The sequence below is a fragment of the Ideonella sp. FW305-24 genome, from assembly GCF_058788035.1.
In genome coordinates, this window is sequence record NZ_JBYTAI010000001.1 from 351,975 (window position 1) to 371,960 (window position 19,986).

The 19,986-nt window shown below is 67.4% G+C and carries 20 protein-coding genes; 8 read left to right on the forward strand and 12 right to left on the reverse strand.

All coding sequences use genetic code 11. From position 1 onward, the window contains the following. Positions 1-11: 11 nt before the first annotated feature. Positions 12-2,339: a DNA topoisomerase IV subunit A gene (gene parC / locus AC3WR5_RS01515; RefSeq protein WP_492481302.1), complete on the reverse strand. Its 2,328-nt coding sequence runs from the start codon at positions 2,337-2,339 to the stop codon at positions 12-14. 485 nt (positions 2,340-2,824) lie between these two features. On the opposite strand from parC, the gene AC3WR5_RS01520 reads away from it, so the two are divergent. Both AC3WR5_RS01520 and AC3WR5_RS01525 read left to right on the forward strand, forming a co-directional pair. Beyond that, entirely contained in the window at positions 2,825-4,096 is a 1,272-nt protein-coding gene (locus AC3WR5_RS01520) for a choice-of-anchor tandem repeat GloVer-containing protein (protein WP_492481304.1), read from the forward strand. A 79-nt stretch (positions 4,097-4,175) separates the two neighbouring features. Beyond that, the gene (locus tag AC3WR5_RS01525; protein ID WP_492481306.1) at positions 4,176-5,411 is read left to right on the forward strand and encodes a choice-of-anchor tandem repeat GloVer-containing protein; all 1,236 of its coding nucleotides are present in this window, start codon (positions 4,176-4,178) and stop codon (positions 5,409-5,411) included. Positions 5,412-5,466: 55 nt separating this feature from the next. Here AC3WR5_RS01525 and AC3WR5_RS01530 read toward each other — a convergent pair whose 3' ends face one another. The 3 genes from AC3WR5_RS01530 to gloA2 all read right to left on the reverse strand — a co-directional run bounded on the left by AC3WR5_RS01530 (position 5,467) and on the right by gloA2 (position 9,008). Further along, positions 5,467-6,156 carry a lytic transglycosylase domain-containing protein gene (locus AC3WR5_RS01530; protein WP_231012801.1) on the reverse strand — a complete coding sequence of 230 codons (690 nt, stop codon included), beginning with the start codon at positions 6,154-6,156 and terminating at the stop codon, positions 5,467-5,469. Positions 6,157-6,524: 368 nt separating this feature from the next. Further along, positions 6,525-8,522, reverse strand: a complete 1,998-nt coding sequence (locus AC3WR5_RS01535) for a DNA topoisomerase IV subunit B (protein ID WP_492481308.1) — start codon at positions 8,520-8,522, stop codon at positions 6,525-6,527. A gap of 30 nt (positions 8,523-8,552) precedes the next feature. Continuing rightward, positions 8,553-9,008 carry an SMU1112c/YaeR family gloxylase I-like metalloprotein gene (gene gloA2, locus AC3WR5_RS01540; RefSeq protein ID WP_492481310.1) on the reverse strand — a complete coding sequence of 152 codons (456 nt, stop codon included), beginning with the start codon at positions 9,006-9,008 and terminating at the stop codon, positions 8,553-8,555. 96 nt (positions 9,009-9,104) lie between these two features. Here gloA2 and AC3WR5_RS01545 point away from each other — a divergent pair, with 96 nt between their 5' ends. The 5 genes from AC3WR5_RS01545 (at position 9,105) to bamC (ending at position 13,215) form a co-directional block, all read left to right on the forward strand. Continuing rightward, positions 9,105-10,298 carry an MFS transporter gene (locus tag AC3WR5_RS01545; RefSeq protein ID WP_492481312.1) on the forward strand — a complete coding sequence of 398 codons (1,194 nt, stop codon included), beginning with the start codon at positions 9,105-9,107 and terminating at the stop codon, positions 10,296-10,298. Continuing rightward, positions 10,295-10,423, forward strand: a complete 129-nt coding sequence (locus AC3WR5_RS01550) for a hypothetical protein (RefSeq protein WP_492481314.1) — start codon at positions 10,295-10,297, stop codon at positions 10,421-10,423. Before AC3WR5_RS01545 ends, AC3WR5_RS01550 begins: the two co-directional genes overlap by 4 nt. Next, positions 10,416-11,009 (forward strand): class I SAM-dependent methyltransferase, encoded by a 594-nt coding sequence (locus tag AC3WR5_RS01555; protein WP_492481316.1) that lies wholly within the window; start codon positions 10,416-10,418, stop codon positions 11,007-11,009. Before AC3WR5_RS01550 ends, AC3WR5_RS01555 begins: the two co-directional genes overlap by 8 nt. 26 nt (positions 11,010-11,035) lie before the next feature. Next, a complete protein-coding gene (gene dapA, locus AC3WR5_RS01560) occupies positions 11,036-11,917 on the forward strand; it encodes a 4-hydroxy-tetrahydrodipicolinate synthase (RefSeq protein ID WP_492481318.1) in 882 nt (293 codons plus the stop codon). A gap of 110 nt (positions 11,918-12,027) precedes the next feature. Continuing rightward, positions 12,028-13,215: an NlpB/DapX family lipoprotein gene (gene bamC / locus AC3WR5_RS01565; RefSeq protein WP_492481320.1), complete on the forward strand. Its 1,188-nt coding sequence runs from the start codon at positions 12,028-12,030 to the stop codon at positions 13,213-13,215. A gap of 286 nt (positions 13,216-13,501) precedes the next feature. Here the strand turns inward: bamC and AC3WR5_RS01570 are convergent, their stop codons facing one another. Continuing rightward, positions 13,502-13,756, reverse strand: coding sequence for a hypothetical protein (locus AC3WR5_RS01570; protein WP_231012799.1), 255 nt, complete (start codon positions 13,754-13,756; stop codon positions 13,502-13,504). Positions 13,757-13,956: 200 nt separating this feature from the next. Beyond that, positions 13,957-15,126, reverse strand: coding sequence for a JmjC domain-containing protein (locus AC3WR5_RS01575; RefSeq protein ID WP_492482590.1), 1,170 nt, complete (start codon positions 15,124-15,126; stop codon positions 13,957-13,959). Positions 15,127-15,183: 57 nt separating this feature from the next. On the opposite strand from AC3WR5_RS01575, the gene AC3WR5_RS01580 reads away from it, so the two are divergent. After that, complete coding sequence (locus tag AC3WR5_RS01580) at positions 15,184-15,702, forward strand: FKBP-type peptidyl-prolyl cis-trans isomerase (protein WP_141288855.1); 519 nt, start codon at positions 15,184-15,186, stop codon at positions 15,700-15,702. Between the two features lie 9 nt (positions 15,703-15,711). On the opposite strand, the gene dut is transcribed toward AC3WR5_RS01580, so the two are convergent. The 6 genes from dut to AC3WR5_RS01610 all read right to left on the reverse strand — a co-directional run bounded on the left by dut (position 15,712) and on the right by AC3WR5_RS01610 (position 19,965). Beyond that, on the reverse strand, positions 15,712-16,161 hold the full coding sequence (gene dut, locus AC3WR5_RS01585; protein ID WP_492481323.1) for a dUTP diphosphatase: 450 nt from the start codon (positions 16,159-16,161) through the stop codon (positions 15,712-15,714). A 29-nt stretch (positions 16,162-16,190) separates the two neighbouring features. Continuing rightward, positions 16,191-17,405: a bifunctional phosphopantothenoylcysteine decarboxylase/phosphopantothenate--cysteine ligase CoaBC gene (coaBC, locus tag AC3WR5_RS01590; protein ID WP_492481325.1), complete on the reverse strand. Its 1,215-nt coding sequence runs from the start codon at positions 17,403-17,405 to the stop codon at positions 16,191-16,193. A 97-nt stretch (positions 17,406-17,502) separates the two neighbouring features. After that, positions 17,503-18,261 carry a UPF0149 family protein gene (locus AC3WR5_RS01595; RefSeq protein WP_141291336.1) on the reverse strand — a complete coding sequence of 253 codons (759 nt, stop codon included), beginning with the start codon at positions 18,259-18,261 and terminating at the stop codon, positions 17,503-17,505. A gap of 57 nt (positions 18,262-18,318) precedes the next feature. Then, a complete protein-coding gene (locus AC3WR5_RS01600) occupies positions 18,319-18,906 on the reverse strand; it encodes a GNAT family N-acetyltransferase (protein WP_492481328.1) in 588 nt (195 codons plus the stop codon). 76 nt (positions 18,907-18,982) lie between these two features. Then, complete coding sequence (locus AC3WR5_RS01605; RefSeq protein ID WP_492481330.1) at positions 18,983-19,147, reverse strand: hypothetical protein; 165 nt, start codon at positions 19,145-19,147, stop codon at positions 18,983-18,985. A 32-nt stretch (positions 19,148-19,179) separates the two neighbouring features. Next, positions 19,180-19,965: an RNA polymerase sigma factor gene (locus tag AC3WR5_RS01610; RefSeq protein WP_492481332.1), complete on the reverse strand. Its 786-nt coding sequence runs from the start codon at positions 19,963-19,965 to the stop codon at positions 19,180-19,182. Positions 19,966-19,986 lie beyond the last annotated feature (21 nt).

Sequence of the window (19,986 nt, forward strand, 5' to 3'; positions counted from 1 at the left end):
CCAGCAGCCGATCAGCCCGCCAGCACCTGGGTTGGCTTCAATACCGCCTCGACCTTGCTGCCCTTGCGCGCACGCTTGCCCTGGTGGCTGGCCAACGCTGCGCCCTTGATGATTTCATCCTTGGGCTTGCCGCCGCGACCGGCGCCGATCACACGCAGCTGATCGGCAAACACGGCCACCGAAACCAGCGGATCCTTCGCGTCCACGTCCATCAGCGTCAAGCCCTTGCCGCCATTGGACTGCAGCTTCAGCTCAGCCAGGGGGAAGGTCAGCAGCCGGCCGCTCATCGCCAGGCAGGCCACGTTGACCTGGGCCGGCGCGACGGCAGTCGGCGGCAGCAAGCGGTCGCTGGCCTCCAGCGTCAGGAAGCTCTTGCCGGCTTTCTGGCGGCTGTTCAGGTCGGCCAGGCGGGCCAGCAGGCCAAAGCCGCCGGTGTTGGCCAGCAGCACGATCTGCTCGGCCACGCCGGCGAAATAGTGCGCAATCTGGCTGCCGGCTTCGAGGTCGATCAGGCTGGTCATCGGCACACCATCGCCACGGCCGCCCGGCAGCGTGGCCACGGCCACGCTGTAGACCCGGCCGCTGGAGCCGAAGACGTAGAGCGTGTCCACGCTGCGGCAAGGGAACACGCCGTGCAGCGCATCGCCTGCCTTGAAGGCCAGCGTGTTCGGGTCGACCTCATGGCCCTTCAGCGCCCTCGCCCAGCCCTTCAGGCTGAGGACCACGGTGACCGGTTCGTCGACGATCTTGACCTCGGCGACCGCGCGCTTTTCCTCCTGGATCAGCGTGCGGCGCTCGTCACCATGCTGCTTGGCATCGGCCTCGATCTCGCGGATCAGCGTGCGCTTGAGCGAGCCCGGGTTGGCCAGGATGTCTTCGAGCTTCTGCTGGTCCTCGCGCAGCTTTTCAAGGTCCTGCTCGATCTTGATGGCTTCCAGCCGGGCCAACTGGCGCAGCCGCAGTTCGAGAATGTCCTCGGCCTGGCGATCACTCAGCTTGAAGCGCTCGATCAGCGCGGGCTTGGGCTCATCCGAATTGCGGATGATGTGGATGACCTCGTCGATGTTCAGCAGCACCAGCTGCCGGCCTTCGAGGATGTGGATGCGGTCCAGCACCTTGTCCAGCCGGAACCGGGTGCGGCGCTGCACCGTGGCCTGGCGGAAGTCCACCCACTCGGCCAGGATCTGGCGCAGGCCCTTCTGCGTTGGCCGGCCGTCCCGCCCGACCATGGTCAGGTTCATCGAGACGTTGGTTTCGAGGTTGGTGTGCGCCAGCAGCACGTTGATCAGCTCCTGCTGGCTGATGGCCCGGCTCTTGGGCTCGAACACCAGCCGCACCGCGGCGTCCTTGCTGGACTCGTCGCGCACGGCGTCCAGCACCGACAGCACCGTCGTCTTCAGCTGCACCTGCTCGGCCGCGAGCGCCTTCTTGCCGGCCTTGACCTTGGGGTTGGTCAGCTCCTCGATCTCTTCCAGGATCTTCTGCGAACTGGTGCCCGGCGGCAGCTCGGTGACCACCAGGTTCCACTGCCCACGCGCCAGTTCCTCGATCTTCCAGGTCGCGCGCACCTTCAGGCTGCCGCGGCCGCCGGCATAGGCGGCGCGGATGTCGGCCGCGCTGGAGATGATCTGGCCACCGCCCGGGTAATCCGGGCCGGGCAGCAGTTGCGCCAGCTCGTCGTCGCCCAGCTTGTCGTTGCGGATCAGCGCGACCGCCGCGGCGGCCACTTCGCGCAGGTTGTGGCTGGGGATCTCGGTGGCCAGGCCGACGGCAATGCCGCTGGCGCCGTTCAGCAGCACAAAGGGCAGCCGGGCCGGCAGCAGGCGCGGCTCTTCCAGCGTGCCGTCGTAGTTGGCCATGAAATCGACCGTGCCTTCGTCGATCTCGTCGAGCAGCAGGCGGGCGATCGGGTTCAGGCGCGCTTCGGTGTAGCGCATGGCGGCAGCGCCGTCGCCGTCGCGGCTGCCGAAGTTGCCCTGGCCATCGATCAGTGGGTAGCGCAGCGAAAAGTCCTGCGCCATGCGCACCAGCGCGTCGTAGGCGGCCGTGTCGCCGTGCGGGTGGTAGTTGCCCAGCACGTCGCCCACCACCTTCGCACTCTTGCGCGGCTTCGGGCCGCCGGGTGCGGCGTTGGTGAACGACAGGCCCATGCGGTGCATGGCGTAGAGGATGCGGCGCTGCACCGGCTTGGCGCCGTCGCACACATCCGGCAGCGCCCGGCCCTTGACGACTGAAAGCGCGTATTCGAGGTAAGCCCGCTCGGCGTAATGCGCCAGCGTCAGGCTGTCAGGGTTGCCACCGTCGCCGTCACCGGCAAAAGTCAGGGGAGTCTGTTCCATGTGTTGCCAGCCCGCACATGGGCACGGGTTTCATCAAAGGTCCGGGGATCTTGCCAACGGCGCAGGTGCCTGCTCAGGCCTGCATGCGCCGGGCAGCACATTGTGCCCGCCGGCCATGCGGCCGCCCGAACTGGCAGCGCAGGTCTCGATCGCCGCGAATTCACATGAACCGCAACACACCGACCTTGCAAACCGCCGATTCGGACCATTTCGGGCCGTTTCGATTCTAGGGGGATGAGCTGCCCCGTTTTGGGACCCAAAACCTCCCGAATGGGGCGTCGACTGCCCGGGATCGCTCCAGCCTGCACCGAGTCCAGACAAGCGTTCGCCGTAACCGTGCGGAAACGCCTCAATGATGCGCAACATCATGCTCAGGTAAATTCTGAGCATGTTTCATTTACTTACATACAGCTCGGCAGACAGCCCCTGTCGAGGTGGCGCTTTCCTAAGATGGTGGTTCCAACCCACTTTTTAACGAGACATTCATGTTTCATACAGCATCCAAGGCGCCCTCGGTCAACCCGCGCAACAACGCGCGTCTGGGCACTCATCTGCGCGCACTGACCCTGGCCTCGACCGTTGCCTTGGGGCTGCTGATGCCCGGCGTTGCGGCCTGGGCCAATGAAGCCAGCGTGATCTCCGACTTCACCGCCACCACCTTCGGCACCGCCCCGCTGGGCCGCCTGCTGGTCAGCAAGACCAACACGCTGTACGGCGTGGCCAGCGACGATGGCCCTTACGGCCTGGGCGCCGTCTACGAACTGTTCCAGCCGGACGGCGTGCACTGGGCGCGCAAGCTGATCTATGCATTCGAGACCACTGCCGACGGCAAGCAGCCGTCCGCCGGCCTGATCAAGGACAAGAAGGGCAACCTGTACGGCGTGACCGCGCAGGGCGGCACCTGGGGCAAGGGCACGGTCTACAAGCTGGCACTGAACGCCGATGGCAGCTTCACGCACTCGGTGCTGTACAGCTTCCAGGGCTCGACCGATGGCAGCCAGCCGGTCAGCGAACTGGTGTTCGACGCTGAAGGCAACCTGTACGGCACCGCCTCGCTCAACGGTGAACACGGCCAGGGCACGGCCTTCAAGCTGATCGCCAAGAAGAACGGCTGGAAGTTTGCGCTGCTGCACGGCTTCACCGGCACCGACGGCGACGGCAAGTCGCCTTCGGGCCAGTTGGTGGTGGATTCGGCCGGTGCGGTGTACGGCACCACGGTGGCCGGCGGCACCTACAACTTCGGCGTGGTCTACAAGCTGACCCCGGGCGAAAAGAACGTCTACGCCGAAAGCATCGTGCTGACCTTCCGCGGCGACAACGGCTTCAACCCGGTCGGCGGCCTGGCCACCGACACCAGCGGCGCGCTGTACGGCACCTCCACTGCCGCCGGCCCGAACGGCGGCGGCACGCTGTTCAAGCTGGCCCCGGCTGGCGACGGCAGCTTCACCTACTCGCTGCTGCATGCCTTTGCCGGCAGCGGCCAGGGCTGGCAGCCCTACGGCGCCGTGATGCCGACCGACAACGGCATCTTCTACGGCACCACCGCGGCTGGCGGCAGCGCCAACGCCGGCGTGGTCTACCAGCTCGCGCCCAGCGATGACGGCAGCTACAAGTACAGCGTGATCTATGACATGGGCATTGCCGGCAATGGCAGCTACGCCGGCCTGGCCCGCATCAAGTCCGAACTGTTCGGCACGATGAGCTACGCCAACGACAGCTGGAACGGTGGCGTCTTCGAAGTGAACCGCAAGAAGTAAGCGGCTTGCATTGGCGGGGCCTGGTCACGAGCCAGGCCCCGCCCTCCCCGTCGTTCTTCATCCAAGAGAGACAGTCCCCATGTACGCTTCATCCTCCACGGCCCGCAAGGCCGGCGCACGCTTGCGCGCCCTGGGCTCTGCGGCCTTCTTCGCCGCCGCGCTGCTGGCCAGCGCCACTCCCAGCTGGGCCGCAAAAGGCAAGACCGCCTACAGCTTTGCCGGCACACCCAACGGCGCCAGCCCCGCCAGCGACCTGCTGGCCCACGGTGGCAAGTTCTACGGCGTGACGGCCAGTGGCGGCAGCGCCAGCCTGGGCGCGATCTACCAGCTCAAGCAGAAAGACGACGGCAGCTGGGGCGCCAAGACGGTGTTCTCGTTTGGCGGCCTGGACAACGGCGCCATGCCGCAGGCCGGCCTGATTGCCGACGCTGCCGGCAACCTCTATGGCACCGCCTACATCGGCGGCAATGTCGGCGCGGGCACGGTGTTGCGCCTCAGCCCGAATGCAGACGGCAGCTGGACGCCCAGCGTGCTGCACCACTTCACGGGTGGTGCCGAGGGCTACCACCCTTATGGCGACCTGCTGCTGGACGCCAAGGGCCGGCTGATCGGCACCGCCTTCGAAGGCGGCAACTTCGGCGACGGCGTGGCCTTCACGCTCACCCCGGCGAGCGACGGCAGCTGGACCTACCAGGTCATCCACCACTTCCACGAGACCACGATTGATGGCGCCGGCCCGCGCGGCAAGCTGGCCATGGACGCCAACGGCGTGGTCTACGGCATCACCACTGCGGGCGGCATGAACTTCAGCGGCACCTTGTGGAGCCTGACCGAAGGCACGAACGGCTGGAGCTTCAAGGTCAACGACAGCTTCGGCAGCACGGTCGGCACGCTGCCCACCGGCGGCGTGACGCTGGCCAAGGACGGCAACCTGTACGGCACCGGGCTGATGGGCGGCGCGTTCGCCAACGGCACGGTGTTCAAGGCCACGCCAGGCAAGAGCGGCTACAAGCTGGCCGCGGTGCACGACTTCACCAACGACGAGGGCTTTTTCCCGTACTGCAGCGTGCTGGTCAACAAGAAGACCGGCGTGCTGTATGCCGCCACCTCGGGCGGCGGCAGCACCGGCGGCGGCAGCGTCGTGACCTTGACCCCACAGGCCGATGGCAGCTATGCCAGCAGCGTGCTGTGGGGCATCACCGGCGGCAGCGGCGCGTATTCGGGCCTGACGACCACCAAGGCAGGCGAGTTGCTGGGCACCACCAAGTACGGTGGCAAGAAGGCCAACGGTCAGGTCTACATCATCAAGCCCTGAGGCTTGGCAGCGCGGGCCATGGCAACTTGCCATGCCCGCAGCAGCACCTGACGGCTCAGCCGTCCGTGCGCACCATCTTCATCTGGTTGGCCAGGCCTTGCTGGCGCTGCTGCAACAACGCCCAGTACAGCTCCAGCACCATGTGCACATGGGCCCGGGTTTCATCGAAATCCGGGATCTTGCCGCCGGCGCGCCGCACATTGCCCTCGCCTGCATTCCAGGCGGCCAGCGCCACGTCCACGCCGCCGAAGCGCCGGCTCAGGTCGGCCAGCATGCGCGCGCCGATCATGATGTTGTGCTTGGGGTCGCGCAGGCGCTGCTCCACCGGCCTGGCCTGGGCCTCGGCCTTGGTGGCATAGCGGTCGCCCGTGACCGGCGTGACCTGCATCAGGCCGACCGCACCGCGCGGCGACACCAGGTCGCCCCGATAGCCGGATTCGACCGTGATGATGGCCTTGAGCAGCTCGGCGTCCACGCCGGTGACTCGCTCAGCCTCGCGCAGCACCGGCTGAATGGCCTTCACTTCGGGGGCGAATTCCAGCCAGGTCAGCAAGCTGGCACTGGCCGTCGTCTTGCCGGGCACACGGAAGGTGTCGCTGTCGCGCTGGCGCAGCACCTGCGAGTAGCGCGAATCCATGGGCTTGTCGGCAAAGTGGGCAACGCCGGCACCGTCCACATAACCCCACAGCTCGGCGCGCGCCGTGCCGCTGACGGCGCACAAGCCCAGCGCCGCCGCAGCCAGCAAGGGGCGGGAAGCGCGAGGCAGGTTTCGGACAAGGGCGAGACAACGATGAGCAACGGGACGGACGATCAAAACGGCTCCTGAGGCGCGAAACGTCCCGACACTCGTCTGCGGCTCAAGCACCGGCAGGCGGGACACAGGGGTCGCAAGCCCGGTGACAAAAAGTGTCACACCGGCAGCGACCCGTGGCTGTTGCTTGCAAGAAGCAAGCACACGGATTCTAGGAAGGCTGCGGCGACCCAAAGGGCCGGAACAAGCCGGCCAAGCCTGGTCAAACCGCTGCCTCACAAGGACCACACGCCCGGCACTGCGCCGAAGCGGTGCGTGGCATCAAGCGTCGTCGCGGCCAGTGCCGCGTTGTGTCAGCGTCTTCAGACGTCCACTTCCACGTCGTCGCCGTGCAGTTCCATCAGCTCGCGCCGGCCCTGGGCCTCGCCCTTGCCCATCAGGCGGGTCATGGCGCTGACGGTCCCGGTGAAATCCACCGCACCGTAGTCCACGCGCAGCAGGCGGCGGGTGTCCGGGTTCAGCGTGGTGTCCCACAGCTGCTCGGCGCTCATTTCGCCCAGGCCCTTGAAGCGGCTGATGGACCAGCTGCTGTCGCGCGCGCCTTCCTTGCGCAGCTTGTCCAGCGTGGCCTCCAGCTCGCCTTCGTCCAGTGCATAAATCTTGGCCGCGGGCTTCTTGCCACGCGCCGCGGCGTCCACCCGGAACAGCGGCGGCTTGGCCACGTACACATGGCCGGTCTCGATCAGCTTGGGGAAGTGGCGGAAGAACAGCGTCAGCAGCAGCACCTGGATGTGCGAGCCGTCCACGTCCGCGTCCGACAGGATGCAGACCTTGCCGTAGCGCAGGCCGGAAAGGTCCGGCGAGTCGTTCGGGCCGTGCGGGTCCACGCCGATGGCGACCGAGATGTCGTGGATCTCGTTGTTCTTGAACAGCAGGTCGCGCTCGACCTCCCAGGCATTCAGCACCTTGCCGCGCAGTGGCAGCACCGCCTGGGTTTCCTTGTTGCGCCCCATCTTGGCCGAGCCACCGGCCGAGTCGCCCTCGACCAGAAACAGCTCGTTCATGCCCAGGTCGCGGCTCTCGCAGTCGGTCAGCTTGCCCGGCAGCACCGCCACGCCCGAGCCCTTGCGCTTCTCGACCTTCTGGCTGGCACGCTGGCGCGTCTGCGCCTGCTTGATGACCAGCTCGGCCAGCTTGCGGCCCACGTCCACATGCTGCGAGAGCCACAGCTCCAGCGCAGGTTTCACATAGGAGGCGACCAGTCTCAATGCGTCGCGGCTGTTCAGCCGCTCCTTGGTCTGGCCCTGGAACTGAGGGTCCAGCACCTTGGCCGACAGCACGAAGGAAGCGCGCGAGAACACGTCTTCGGGCATCAGCTTCACGCCCTTGGGCAGCAGCGAATGCAGTTCGATGAAGCCCTTGATGGCGCCGAACAGGCCGTCCTTCAGCCCGGCTTCGTGGGTGCCGCCGGCCACGGTAGGGATCAGGTTCACATAGCTTTCGCGCAGCAGACCACCCTCCTCGGTGAAGGCCACGCACCAGGCCGCGCCCTCGCCTTCAGCGAAGTTCTCGGTCTCGGCCGCGCTGGCATAGTGCTCGCTCTCGAACAGCGGCACCATCGGCTCGGCCGGCAGGGCCTGCGCCAGGTAGTCGCGCAGGCCACCCTTGTAGAGCCAGGTCTGGACCTCCGGGCCGCTGGCCTTCTCGGTCGTCAGGGTGACGGTGACGCCGGGCATCAGCACCGCCTTGCTGCGCAGCAGGTGCATCAGTTCGTTGCGCGGCAGTTCTGCGCTTTCGAAGTACTTGGCGTCGGGCCACACGCGCACCGAGGTGCCGTGCTTGCGCTCGCCCGCAGTCGTCTTGCGCACCTGCAGCGGCTCGATCACGTCGCCGCCCGAAAACACCAGGCCGGCGGCATGGCCTTCGCGCCAGACATTGACCTGTAGCCGCTTGGCCAGGGCATTGGTGACGCTGACGCCCACGCCGTGCAGGCCGCCAGAGAAGCTGTAGGCGCCGCCGGCGCCTTTGTCGAACTTGCCGCCGGCGTGCAGCCGGGTGTAGACGATCTCGATCACCGGCACCTGCTCCTCCGGGTGCAGGCCATAGGGAATGCCGCGGCCATCGTCGTCAATGCTGATCGAACCGTCGGCATGCAGCGTGACGGCAATGTGCTTGCCAAAGCCGGCCAGCGCCTCGTCGGCAGCGTTGTCGATGACCTCCTGCACGATGTGCAGCGGGTTGTCGGTGCGGGTGTACATGCCCGGCCGCTGCTTGACGGGCTCCAGGCCCTTGAGCACGCGGATGGACGCCTCGCCGTAGGCTTCTGCAGTCGGCGGGGTGGAAGAAGAACGGGTTGCCATGCGAGAGATTGTAGGAAGGGCTGGTCGGACTCAGCCGGCCGGTGCTGGCGCGGGCTCGACCAGTTCGATCGGCAGGCCGTCCGGGTCGGCAAAAAAGCAGAAACGGGAGGCGGTGAATTCGTCGATGCGAACCGGCTCCAGCGAATCGACACCCTCGGCCAGCAGGCGTTCACGCGCCGCGTCGATGTCGTCTACTACCAGCGCCAGGTGGCGCAGCCCGCAGGCCTCGGGCCGCGAGGGCCGCGGCGGCGAGCCGGGGAAGGAAAACAGCTCCAGCTGGCTGCCGTCCGGCAGCGCCAGGTCCAGCTTCCAACTCTGTCGCTCGGCGCGCCAGAACTCGTGCACCACGCGCAAGCCCAGCACACGGGTGTAGAAGTCCTTGGAACGCGCGTAGTCGGAGGCGATCAGCGCGACGTGGTGCAACCGGATTGCGAGGCTGGCAGCGATGGCCGTAGGGGTCGTTGCGGGGGGAGAAGCGGCAGACATGCCGGCACCATACCCGAGGCGCGGACGGCCACCCTCCGCTAAAGTGCCCGGATGTCTGCCGCGTCCACTGCCAACCCGCCCTCGCCTGCCTTGACCATGACCCAGGTCCTGGTTTGCGGCGCGGCCATCGTCACGCTGTCGATGGGCATCCGCCACGGCTTTGGCCTGTGGCTGGCGCCGATCACGATGGAGCGCGGCTGGACCCGCGAGACTTTCGCCTTTGCGCTGGCAATCCAGAACATCGCCTGGGGCGTGGCCGGCCCGTTTGCCGGCATGCTGGCAGACCGCTTCGGCGCGTACCGGGTGCTGATCGTCGGCGCCGGGCTGTACGCGCTGGGCCTGGTGCTGATGGCTTTGTCCACCTCTGGACTGGCCTTCACCGGCAGCGCCGGGCTCCTGCTGGGCATGGCCCAGTCCGGCACCACCTACGCGGTGGTCTACGGCGTGATCGGCCGCAACATCGCACCCGAGAAGCGCTCGTGGGCGATGGGCGTGGCGGCGGCCGCCGGCTCGTTCGGCCAGTTCCTGATGGTGCCGGTCGAGAGCTGGCTGATTGGCCACTGGGGCTGGCAGAACGCGCTGTTCATGCTGGGCTGCGCAGCGCTCGCCATCGCGCCGCTGGCGTGGGGACTGAAGGAACCGAAGGCGGCCGCGCCCACCGGCCACCAGCAAAGCATCGGCGCCGCGCTGCGCGAGGCCATGGCCTATCCGAGCTTCCGGTGGTTGATGGCCGGGTATTTCGTCTGCGGCTTCCAGGTCGTGTTCATCGGCGTGCACATGCCCAGCTACCTGCGCGACAAAGGCCTGGACCCGCAGGTCGCCACCACCGCGCTGGCCTTGATCGGCCTGTTCAATGTCTTTGGCACCTACACCGCCGGCGTGCTGGGCCAGCGCCTGGCCAAGCGCCACATCCTGGCGGCCATCTATTTCCTGCGCTCGATCACCATCGTCATCTTCCTGCTGGTGCCGGTGTCGCCGATGAGCGTGTATGTCTTCGCCAGCGTGATCGGCTTCCTGTGGCTGTCCACCGTGCCGCCGACCAACGCGGTCGTGGCCCAGATCTTCGGCGTGCAGTACATGTCGATGCTGGGCGGGCTGGTGTTCTTCAGCCACCAGATCGGCTCCTTCCTGGGCGTGTGGCTGGGCGGCAGGCTGTATGACCAGACCGGCAGCTACGACGTCGTGTGGTGGCTGGCCGTGGCGCTGGGCGTGATGGCGGCGCTGGCCAACCTGCCGGTGCGCGAGGGCCCCATCCTGCGGGTGCAGAGGCCGCAAGCGGTCGCGCCATGATCCGCAACACCCGGCGCCTGCTCGGCTGGACCGCAGCGCTGCTGGTCCTGCTGCTGACGTTTGCCGCATACCGCAACCCCGCCCTGATGCTCGACCTGGCCACCCAGGTCTGGAACTGTGTCTGAGCCGGTGTTGATGCATGGCGCAGGCGCGCCTTCGAGCTGGGTCACGCGCTGGGCGCCCTGCGTGCCGGCAGGTGCCAGCGTGCTGGACCTGGCCTGCGGTCGCGGCCGGCACGCGCGCTGGTGGGCGGCGCGCGGTCATGCGGTCACCGCGGTGGACCGGGATGCCCAGGCGCTGCACTCGCTGGCGGGCGTGGCCGGCATCGAAGTGGTGCAGGCCGAGCTGGAAGAACAGACCTGGCCGCTGGCAGGTCGCTGCTTCGATCTGGTCGTCGTCACGAACTACCTTTGGCGGCCTCGTTTTGACGCGTTGCTGGACACGGTGGCGCCCGGCGGCCTGCTGCTTTACGAAACTTTTACCGCCGGCCAGGAGACCATCGGTCGCCCTGCCCGCGCGGAATTCCTGCTGCAGCCCGGCGAACTGCTGCAGCGCTGCGCCGGCTGGCAGGTGCTGGGCTTCGAGCAAGGCCTGTTGGCAGCGCCCGCGCGATTCGTGCAGCGCATCGCGGCGCGCCGGCCCGCCGCGGCGGCGGACCGTCATGACGCGCAGCGCAATTCGCTGCCGGAATGGCCGCTGTCACAAGGCTAAAATCAGCCGCTCTGCAAGGAATCCTGATGACACCGATTGTTGGCAGCATCGTCGCCCTGGTGACGCCGATGCACGAAGATGGCAGCGTCGACTACCCGGCGCTGCGCGCGCTGATCGACTGGCACATTGCCGAAGGCACGGACTGCATTGCCGTCGTCGGCACCACCGGTGAATCCGCCACCGTGACCGTGGACGAGCACTGCGAGATCATCCGCGTGGCGGTCGAACACGCCAAAGGCCGCGTGCCCATCATGGCCGGTGCCGGTGCCAACAGCACCGCCGAGGCCATCAACCTCACGCGCTATGCGAAAGAGGTGGGTGCCGACTGCACGCTGCAGGTCGTGCCCTACTACAACAAGCCTTCGCAGGAAGGCATCTACCGGCACTTCAAGGCGATCGCCGAGTCGGTCGACCTGCCGGTGATGCTGTACAACGTGCCCGGCCGCACCGTGGCAGACATGCAGCACGACACCGTGCTGCGGCTGGCCGAGGTGCCCGGCATCTTCGGCATCAAGGAAGCCACCGGCAACATCGAGCGCGCGGCCTGGCTGATCAAGCACGCGCCCAAGGGTTTTTCGATCTATTCGGGCGACGACGGCACCGCGGTCGCGCTGATGCTGCTGGGCGGCCATGGCAACGTCAGCGTCACCGCCAATGTTGCACCGCGCCGCATGCAGCAGCTGTGCAAAGCCGCGATGGCAGGTGACGCGGCCACCGCCCGCGAAATCCATTTCAGCCTGCTGTCGCTGCACCGCCAGCTGTTCTGCGAAGCCAGCCCCGCGCCGGCCAAGTGGGCGCTGTCACAGATGGGCCGCTGCCAGAATTTCCTGCGCCTGCCGCTGGTCGAATTGACCGCTGCCGGCCAGGCCCAGGTCGGTGCCGCGCTGCGCGAATGCGGGCTGATCTGAGCACCTTTCAAGTTTGAGCCAGAATCGCGGCCGATCTGGCTGCAGCCGCTTTTGGCGGCCGGCCCTCGTTCCAGCCAAGCGGCGGTCTTGTTTCTGACCGCCGACCGGAGATGTCCCAAGTGAATAAAGCCTTCGCGATCACGGCCGTCCGTGGCGCCGTTTTTGCCCTGATCGCCGCCAGTCTGGCCGGTTGCGGCATGCTCAGCAGCGTGTTGCCCGACGACAAGATCGACTACCGCAGCCAGGCTCGCAAAACGACGCCGCTGGAGGTGCCGCCGGACCTCACGCCGCTGGCACGCGACGGCCGCTACACGCCGCAAAACGGCAGCATCTCGGCCTCTGAGCTGGCAGGCGGCGCAAAGCCGGCTGCCGCTGCGGCTTCGGGCGCACCCACGGTGGCGCTGAGCCAGGCCGGCGACATGCGCATCGAGCGTGCCGGCGAGCAGCGTTGGCTGGTCACCAGCCGCAGCCCGGAACAGGTCTGGCCGCAGGTGCGCGAGTTCCTGCTCAACAGCGGGCTGCAGTTGTCCAAGGAGGACGCTGCAGCGGGCGTGATGGAGACCGAGTGGAACGAGAACCGCGCCAAGCTGCCGCAGGACATCATCCGGGAAAGCCTCGGCAAGGTCTTCGAGAGCCTCTACTCGACCGGCGAGCGGGACAAGTTCCGCATCCGCATCGAGCGCACCGCAAGCGGCGGCAGTGAGGTCTACCTGAGCCACCGCGGCCTGGAAGAGGTCTACAGCGGCCGTGACCGCGACAGCGGCACGATCTGGACCAACCGCCCCACCGACCACGACCTCGAGGCCGAGATGCTGTCGCGCATGATGCTGTCCATGGGTGGCAAGGCCGCAACCACCACCGCGGATGCCGGCAAGGCCGGCACCACGCCCGCCGCCGGCGGCAGTGCCAGCAGCCGGCCCACCAAGGCCCGGGTGATCAGCGGCGAACCCTCTGCCACCATGCAACTGGACGATGGACTGGAACGCGCCTGGCGCCGTGTCGGCCTGGCGCTGGACCGCAGCGGCTTCACGGTCGAGGAACGTGACCGCACGCTGGGCTCGTACGCCGTGCGTTACGTGGACCCGAACGAAGCCTCCAAGGACGGCCCGAACTTCCTGATGCGCTGGTTCGGTGCAAAAGACCCGGCCGAAAAGGCGCTGGGCCGCTATCGCATCATGGTCAAGGCCGATGGCGCCAACGCCACCCGCGTCAACGTGCTGACTCCTGCCGGCGAGCCGGACAACGGTGCGAATGCGCAGCGCATCGTCACCTTGCTGGTCGAAGAGCTGAAGTATTGATGCCGCACGCCGGGTAACGGCTGTTGAATATCGAGGGCCCTGCGGGGCCCTTTTCCATGCCTGCAGCGACAGTTAGGCAACAGGTGCCGAAAAGTCAGCGGGCAAACCGCGTGCCTATTCTTCGGCCGCGCTGGCCTGGCGGCTCAAGAGTTTCATGTCGGTTTCACAGGATACCGCCAGCAGCCGCGGGACGGGATTCAGCAGCGTGGCACTAAACTGGTTCAGGCATGAAAAAAGCCACCCGAGGGTGGCTTTTTTCGAATCGCCAGAAAGGCGACTCGGCAGCTCAGTTCGAAGCAGCCGATGCGGGCGCCATGGCGTCCGAAGCAGCTTCCGAAGCGGGCGCCACCGGGGCAGCAGCCGGAGCCGAAGCTTCGACAGCGGGAGCCGGAGCAACAGGAGCTTCTTCCTTCTTGCTGCAAGCAGCCAGGGCGGCAACGGCGATCAGGGAAGCCAGCAGGAGCGACTTGTTCATGAATGTCCTCGAAAACAAAAGGGGTCGAACAAAATTACCGGTAATTCTGGAAGCCCGCTTGTTCACGCGCGCCTCCTCCTCGCGAAAGGCCAAAAACGCTGGGAGAGTACACGTCATGCATCTACATGCGTACGCCCTGCTCCTGTGGACACGTTCCTGTACCTAGCTCTTGATTATACCGGTGCAACACCCGCCACTAGGGGCCTTCCCTATCAAGAAAAACCTTGGGCTGCCGACGCGCGGGCGCGAAACGTTGCCGTCACGCATCATTTCGGGGCACGCACACCGATTTGGCGTGGCGCCGCACGCACCCAGCCGCTTTCGGCCCAATCCTGCACCAGCGTCAGTGCCTCTTCGCTGAGCCTGGCCACCTCGCGCGGTGACAGCGCGCGCTGATCTGCAAGCTGGTGCATCAGCTTGGCATCGCGCCCACCCGCGCGAAAGGATTCGCCGTTCAGGAACACCTGGCGATCGTCGTACATCATGCGGGAACGTGCATCCAGCACCAGACCATCACCCGGCTGCAGCGCCTCGCCACCGTCAAACCACACGGTCGCCTTCGGCTCGGTGAGCGACTCGCCCAGCGCGCTGTTGAGGCTGTAGGCATCGTTCAGCGCGGCGATCACCGCGTGCTGCGCAAAGCTTTGCAAAGCCTCGGGAATGCGGCCAGGCGTTGCGGTGGCCTCCTGCTTGGGGTCGCGGTATCGCGGTTCGCGCTCGGGCGCATCCAGCGCGTCCAGCATGCGCTGCAGCACGTCGCGCGCCATCTCGGTGGGCGTGGGCGTTCGAAAGCCGATCGAGCAGGTCATGCAATCGGCGCCTTCGGCCACGCCGTCATGCGCCCATTGCGGCGGCAGGTACAGCATGTCGCCAGCTTCCAGCAGCCATTCCTGCTGGGGCTCGAAATTCGCCAGCAGCTTGACCGGTACACCCGGCACCAGGCTGTCGTCCTTGACCGGCCCGATGCGCCAGCGCCGGCTGCCGCTGACCTGCAGCAGGAACACGTCGTAGGAGTCGACATGCGGGCCGACACCGCCGCCATCGCTGGCATAGCTGATCATCAAATCGTCCAGCCGCGCCTCGGGCACGAAGCGGAACTGGCTCAGCAGATCGCGCGCAGCTGGCACATGCAGGTCCAGGCCCTGGACCAGCAGCGTCCAGCCGGCCTGCTTGGGGCTCGGCAGTTGGCGCCGCGTCAGCGGGCCGTGCTGCAGGCGCCAGCCAGGGCCGGCTTTTTTTGCCGCGGTGGTCTGGCGGATCAGGCGGGATTCGACATCGTCGCGCCCGGCCAGATCGAACAGCTCGGCACGCGCCAGCGGCGGCTGCACACCGGGCACGGCCTGGCGGATCAGGTAAGGCTTTTTCTGCCAATGGCGGCGCATGAATTGCGCCGGCGAGAGGCCGCCCAGCAGCGGCAAGGAGAGATTGGGGTCCACGGTCATGGGGCGGCATTGTCCGCTGCTTGACCCTTCGCCTTGTGCGATCATTCCGCGATGGACATCACTTCACCTTGCGTGGTGACGCTGACCTGGATCCTGTCGGATGCCCAAGGTCAGCTCATCGACGAGCTCAGCGACCCGGTCGAATTTTTCTATGGCGGCGATGATTTGCTGCCCAAGGTGGAAGAAGCACTGGAAGGCCAGACAACGGGCTTCGAAGCCCACCTGCACCTGGAACCTGAAAACGCCTTTGGCGAATACAACGCCGATCTGCTGTGCTACGAAGCACGCCAGCTTTTCCCGGAGGGGGTTGAACCCGGCATGCAGTTCGACGGCCTACCCGAAGGCGCTGCCACGCCGGACATGCCTCAGGACCTGACCTACATCGTGACCGAGGTCTACCCGGAACATGTGGTGCTGGACGCCAACCATCCGCTGGCCGGCATGGCGCTTCGCCTGGAACTGAAGGTGGTCGACGTGCGCGAAGCGACCGCCGCCGAAACTGAAGCCGGCAGCGTCGAGCCGCCGGTGGTCGTCATGGGCGGCCCGCCGCCCGGCGCCTCACTGCACTGAATCGGCTTCTCAGGCCACGCCGGTCGAACCGAACCCGCCGGCGCCCCGGTCGCTGGCGTCGAATGAATCGACGACGCGAAAGCTCGCCTGCACCACCGGCACGATGACCAGTTGCGCAATGCGCTCCATCGGCTGGATCGTGAACGCGGCCTGGCCGCGGTTCCAGCAGCTGACCATCAGCTGGCCCTGGTAGTCCGAGTCGATCAGGCCGACCAGATTGCCCAGCACGATGCCGTGCTTGTGGCCCAGGCCCGAGCGCGGCAGGATCAGCGCGGCGAGTCCCGCGTCAGCAATGTGGATCGCCAGGCCGGTGGGGATCAGCGTGGTTTCGCCGGGCGCCAGCGTCACGGCTGCGTCCAGGCAGGCGCGCAGGTCCAGGCCGGCACTGCCGGGCGTCGCGTAGGCGGGCAGCTGTTCACCGGCACGCGGGTCCAGCACCTTCAGTTCGATGGGGGTCATGTTCACTGCAAAGAGATCACTGAATTGGGTCACACGCCGGCCGTGCGGCGGGCGATCTCGGCCACCAGTTCGCGCGCCAGCGCCAGCTTGTCGCCGGAGGGCAGTTCGCGATGGCCCGCGGCGTCCACCAGCACCAGCGTGTTGTCGTCGCGCCCAAAGGTCGCCGGGCCGAGGTTGCCGACGATCAGCGGCACGTTCTTGCGCAGCAGCTTCTCGCGGGCATGCGTCAGCAGGTCCTGGCTTTCCGCTGCAAAACCGACGCACCAGGGCTTGTCCGGCAGGCTGGCGACGGCGGCCAGGATGTCGGGGTTCTCGGTCAGCTCGAAGCTGGGCGCGAGCTTCTTGCCGTCCTTCTTGATCTTGTGCTCGTTCATCACCGCCGGGCGCCAGTCGGCCACCGCCGCGGTGGCGACGAACACGTCGTGCAGCGACGCCTGCGGCAGCACCGCATCAAACATCTGCTGCGCGCTTTGCACGTCGATGCGGCGCACGTGCGGCGGCGTCGGCAGGTGCACCGGCCCGGCGATCAAGGTGACCTCCGCGCCAGCTTCCTGTGCTGCTCGCGCGATCGCAAAGCCCATCTTGCCGCTGGAGTGGTTGGTGATGCCGCGCACCGGGTCGATGGCCTCGAAGGTCGGGCCCGCGGTGACCAGCAGCTTTTTGCCGGCCAGCAGCTTGGGCTGGAACGAAGCGATCAGTTCATCGCGCAGTTCGTCCGCTTCCAGCATGCGCCCGTCGCCGATCTCGCCGCACGCCTGGTCGCCGGCGGCCGGGCCCAGCACCAACGCGCCATCGGCCCGCAGCTGGGCCACGTTGCGCTGCGTGGCCGGATGGGCCCACATCTCGCGGTTCATCGCCGGCGCCACCAGCAGCGGCACGCGCTCGGCCGGCCGCGCCAGGCACAGCAGCGACAAGAGGTCGTCCGCCCTGCCCTGCACCAGCTTGGCGATGAAGTCCGCGCTGGCCGGCGCGATCAGCACGGCATCGGCCTCTCGCGTCAAATTGATGTGCGCCATGTTGTTGCCTGGCCGCGCGTCCCACTGCGAGGTGTAGACCGGCCGGTTCGACAGCGCCTGCATCGTCACTGCGGTGATGAAGGCCTCAGCCGCCTCGGTCATCACCACCTGCACCGTGGCACCGGCCTTGACCAGCGAACGGGTCAGCTCGGCAGCCTTGTAGCAAGCCACGCCGCCCGAAAGGCCGAGCACGATGTGCTTGCCGGCCAGATCGAAACGTTCGCTCATCCAACCGTCCTCCGCAGCGGAGCGAGGGCCCGGCGCCGGGCCGCCCCAAGCCGGGCGCTCCCCCTCGGGGGGGCGACGCCGCAGGCGTCTTGGGGGCTCATTGAACCTGCGCGCCGTGGCACTTCTTGAACTTCTTGCCGCTGCCGCAAGGGCACGGGTCGTTGCGGCCCGGCAGTTCGCCCACGCGGCGCTGCGGCGGCTTGGGCGCGTGGTCCAGCCAGTACAGACGCATGTCCTGCGCGGCGTACAGCGCCTCGTGGATCAGCTCGTCGCGCGTCAGCTCCTCGCCTTCGTAGAGCTCCTCGAAGACTTCCTTCAGCTCTTCCGGGTCCAGCGTCAGCGAAACCACGCGCAGCATGCATTCGTCGAACAGCTGGCCTTCCTCGGTCTCCAGGTCGGCCTCGGGCCAGTCCTGCGGGAAGTCGCGTGTCGCGTCGATGAAGCCGATGGCCCAGACCTCGCCGGTCTGCTCCAGCAGGTGCAGCTCGTCTTCCTTGACGTGGCCGTCGGCCACCAGCTGGGCCTTGTCCTCGTCGCTGAGCTCGATCATCAGCGGCGCCAGGCGCAGCACGTCCGGGTCTTCGAGGATCTGCTCCGGGTCCAGCTGGTTGGCCAGCACGTCCCAGCGGGCCTGGATGACCTCCTGGGCGGCCTCCACGTCGGCCGGGTCGGCAAAGGTGCGGGTGAAAACGCCTTCGCCGAACACCGGCAGCCAGTCCAGCAGCGTCAGCCGCCGCGGGCCTGCCGCCAGCGCGCTCATGTAGCCGTCCAGCCACTCCAGCGAGATGCTGTCCTCGAAGCCCGCCATGCGCTGGCACAGCGCATCCAGCGCTTCGATCTCTTGTTCGGTACTCATGCGGGGCGCAGCCAAGGCGGGACCTCTCTCGTCAACGGAATCGGGGCCGGCAGTGTCTCATGCCAGACGTGGCCAGTGGGGCGGGCTGGGATGCAGCCGCGCCATGCTCAGGGTGTCCACGTACTGGCCATCGCGCAAGGCATAGGCGCGCAGCAGGCCTTCGGTCTCGAAACCGAACTTGCGGTAGAGCCCGATCGCAGCCGCGTTGTCGGCAAACACTGTCAGCTCCAGGCGCAGCACGCCGGCCCAGTCGTCGGCGTGCCGGCACAGCGCGGCCATCAGCGCGCTGCCAATGCCCCGTCCATGCCACTGCCGCGCCACGGTGATGCCCAGGCTCATCGCATGCCGCCGCCGCACCGCCCAGGACGCGGCGTGCAGGCCTGCACTGCCCACCATCTCACCGTCCACCAGGGCGACCAGATGGATGTCGGTGCTGCCTGGCTTGAGCTGCTGGTCCTCCAGGCGCTTGCGCCAGAAAGCTTGGTCCGGATACGGCACCTGCAGCACATTCGCGAAGACCTCGGGCGCTTCCATCATGCGAACAAAGGCGGGCGCATCGTCCGGGTGGGCCCGGCGCAGCGTGCAGGCCGCTGTGGCGTTGGCGGTGGGCGTGGCGTCTGGCAAGGTCGGTGCAGCGAAGCTCATGCAGGTCTCCGGTGGGAGCTTCCAAAAAGCAACAGGCCCGCGGGTGGCGGGCCTGTTGAGCGAAATTCAGCGGGGTTCAGTGGTTTCGCAGGGCCCGGGGGTGTGGTGGCAGCAGCAGGTGCATGACGGCATGCAGCTGCGCCATGAACACGACGACGACCGCCTGCGCGAACGACTGCATCGCGCGCGGCAGGCGGGCGATGGCGAACGTGGCGACGAAGGTCGAAACCGGGTTGGGCATGGGCTCAGTTTGCGGGCAGAGCCGCCAAACGGTCAAGCGCAGGCGCGCAGCTCGTTGTGCAAGTCCTGCAACGGCCCCAGCGGCAGCAGGCACAGCAGTGGGCCGCCGGCCGCGCCGCCCAGCCGCACCGCCAGCATCAGCCGGCCATGCAGCTGCAGCACAGAGGGCTGGATGCCGCTGCCACCGCCCGCCTGCGGCGCGGCGCCGGCGGCGGTGCAGGACAAGGCCGGCGGACGCAGCAAGGCGATCAACGCGGCCGGGCTGTGCTGCTGCAGCGCATGCCAGCACAGCGCAAACAGCGGCGAGTCCGCATCGTCACGCGGGTGGGCAGGCGCGGCAGCGCGCAGCTTGCGCAGCGCCCGGTGCAGGCGCTGGCGCGAAGCCGCCTCGGCGCGGCCGGCCAGCCGGGCGATCTCTGCGTGCTCGAAGTCGAACACCTCGTGCAGCAGCACCGCGGCGGCGTCTTCAGGGGCCAGGTGCTGCGCCACGTGGCGCAGCGCAGCGCGCACTTCGTCTGCCAGCAATGCCTCGGCTTCAGCGGACTCGGCCACGGCCAACGCGGGACCCGCCTCTGCATGCTTGCGCCGCACCATGCCGTGATGGCGCTGCAGGTCGGTGCACAGGTTGCGCACCACCGTCAACAGCCAGGCCTGCTGGGCCTGCGCGCCCTGCGGCAGCACCGGCGAGCGCAGGTAGGCGTCCTGCACCACGTCCTCCGCATCCGCATGGTTGCCCAGCCAGAGCCGGGCCAGCGAGGTCAGGCGGCGGCGCAGCGCGGGATCGCAGGCCAACGGATGGGGCGGCAACAGGCTTTGCATGGCGTGGGTGTCACATGGCGG

Excerpts from the sequence above, each read along its gene's own strand:
- parC (WP_492481302.1), bottom strand. The coding sequence starts at position 2,339 with ATGGAACAGACTCCCCTGACTTTTGCCGGTGACGGCGACGGTGGCAAC.
- AC3WR5_RS01520 (WP_492481304.1), top strand. The coding sequence starts at position 2,825 with ATGTTTCATACAGCATCCAAGGCGCCCTCGGTCAACCCGCGCAACAAC.
- AC3WR5_RS01525 (WP_492481306.1), top strand. The coding sequence starts at position 4,176 with ATGTACGCTTCATCCTCCACGGCCCGCAAGGCCGGCGCACGCTTGCGC.
- AC3WR5_RS01535 (WP_492481308.1), bottom strand. The coding sequence starts at position 8,522 with ATGGCAACCCGTTCTTCTTCCACCCCGCCGACTGCAGAAGCCTACGGC.
- gloA2 (WP_492481310.1), bottom strand. The coding sequence starts at position 9,008 with ATGTCTGCCGCTTCTCCCCCCGCAACGACCCCTACGGCCATCGCTGCC.
- AC3WR5_RS01545 (WP_492481312.1), top strand. The coding sequence starts at position 9,105 with ATGACCCAGGTCCTGGTTTGCGGCGCGGCCATCGTCACGCTGTCGATG.
- AC3WR5_RS01550 (WP_492481314.1), top strand. The coding sequence starts at position 10,295 with ATGATCCGCAACACCCGGCGCCTGCTCGGCTGGACCGCAGCGCTGCTG.
- dapA (WP_492481318.1), top strand. The coding sequence starts at position 11,036 with ATGACACCGATTGTTGGCAGCATCGTCGCCCTGGTGACGCCGATGCAC.
- bamC (WP_492481320.1), top strand. The coding sequence starts at position 12,028 with ATGTCCCAAGTGAATAAAGCCTTCGCGATCACGGCCGTCCGTGGCGCC.
- AC3WR5_RS01580 (WP_141288855.1), top strand. The coding sequence starts at position 15,184 with ATGGACATCACTTCACCTTGCGTGGTGACGCTGACCTGGATCCTGTCG.
- dut (WP_492481323.1), bottom strand. The coding sequence starts at position 16,161 with ATGACCCCCATCGAACTGAAGGTGCTGGACCCGCGTGCCGGTGAACAG.
- coaBC (WP_492481325.1), bottom strand. The coding sequence starts at position 17,405 with ATGAGCGAACGTTTCGATCTGGCCGGCAAGCACATCGTGCTCGGCCTT.
- AC3WR5_RS01595 (WP_141291336.1), bottom strand. The coding sequence starts at position 18,261 with ATGAGTACCGAACAAGAGATCGAAGCGCTGGATGCGCTGTGCCAGCGC.
- AC3WR5_RS01600 (WP_492481328.1), bottom strand. The coding sequence starts at position 18,906 with ATGAGCTTCGCTGCACCGACCTTGCCAGACGCCACGCCCACCGCCAAC.
- AC3WR5_RS01605 (WP_492481330.1), bottom strand. The coding sequence starts at position 19,147 with ATGCCCAACCCGGTTTCGACCTTCGTCGCCACGTTCGCCATCGCCCGC.
- AC3WR5_RS01610 (WP_492481332.1), bottom strand. The coding sequence starts at position 19,965 with ATGCAAAGCCTGTTGCCGCCCCATCCGTTGGCCTGCGATCCCGCGCTG.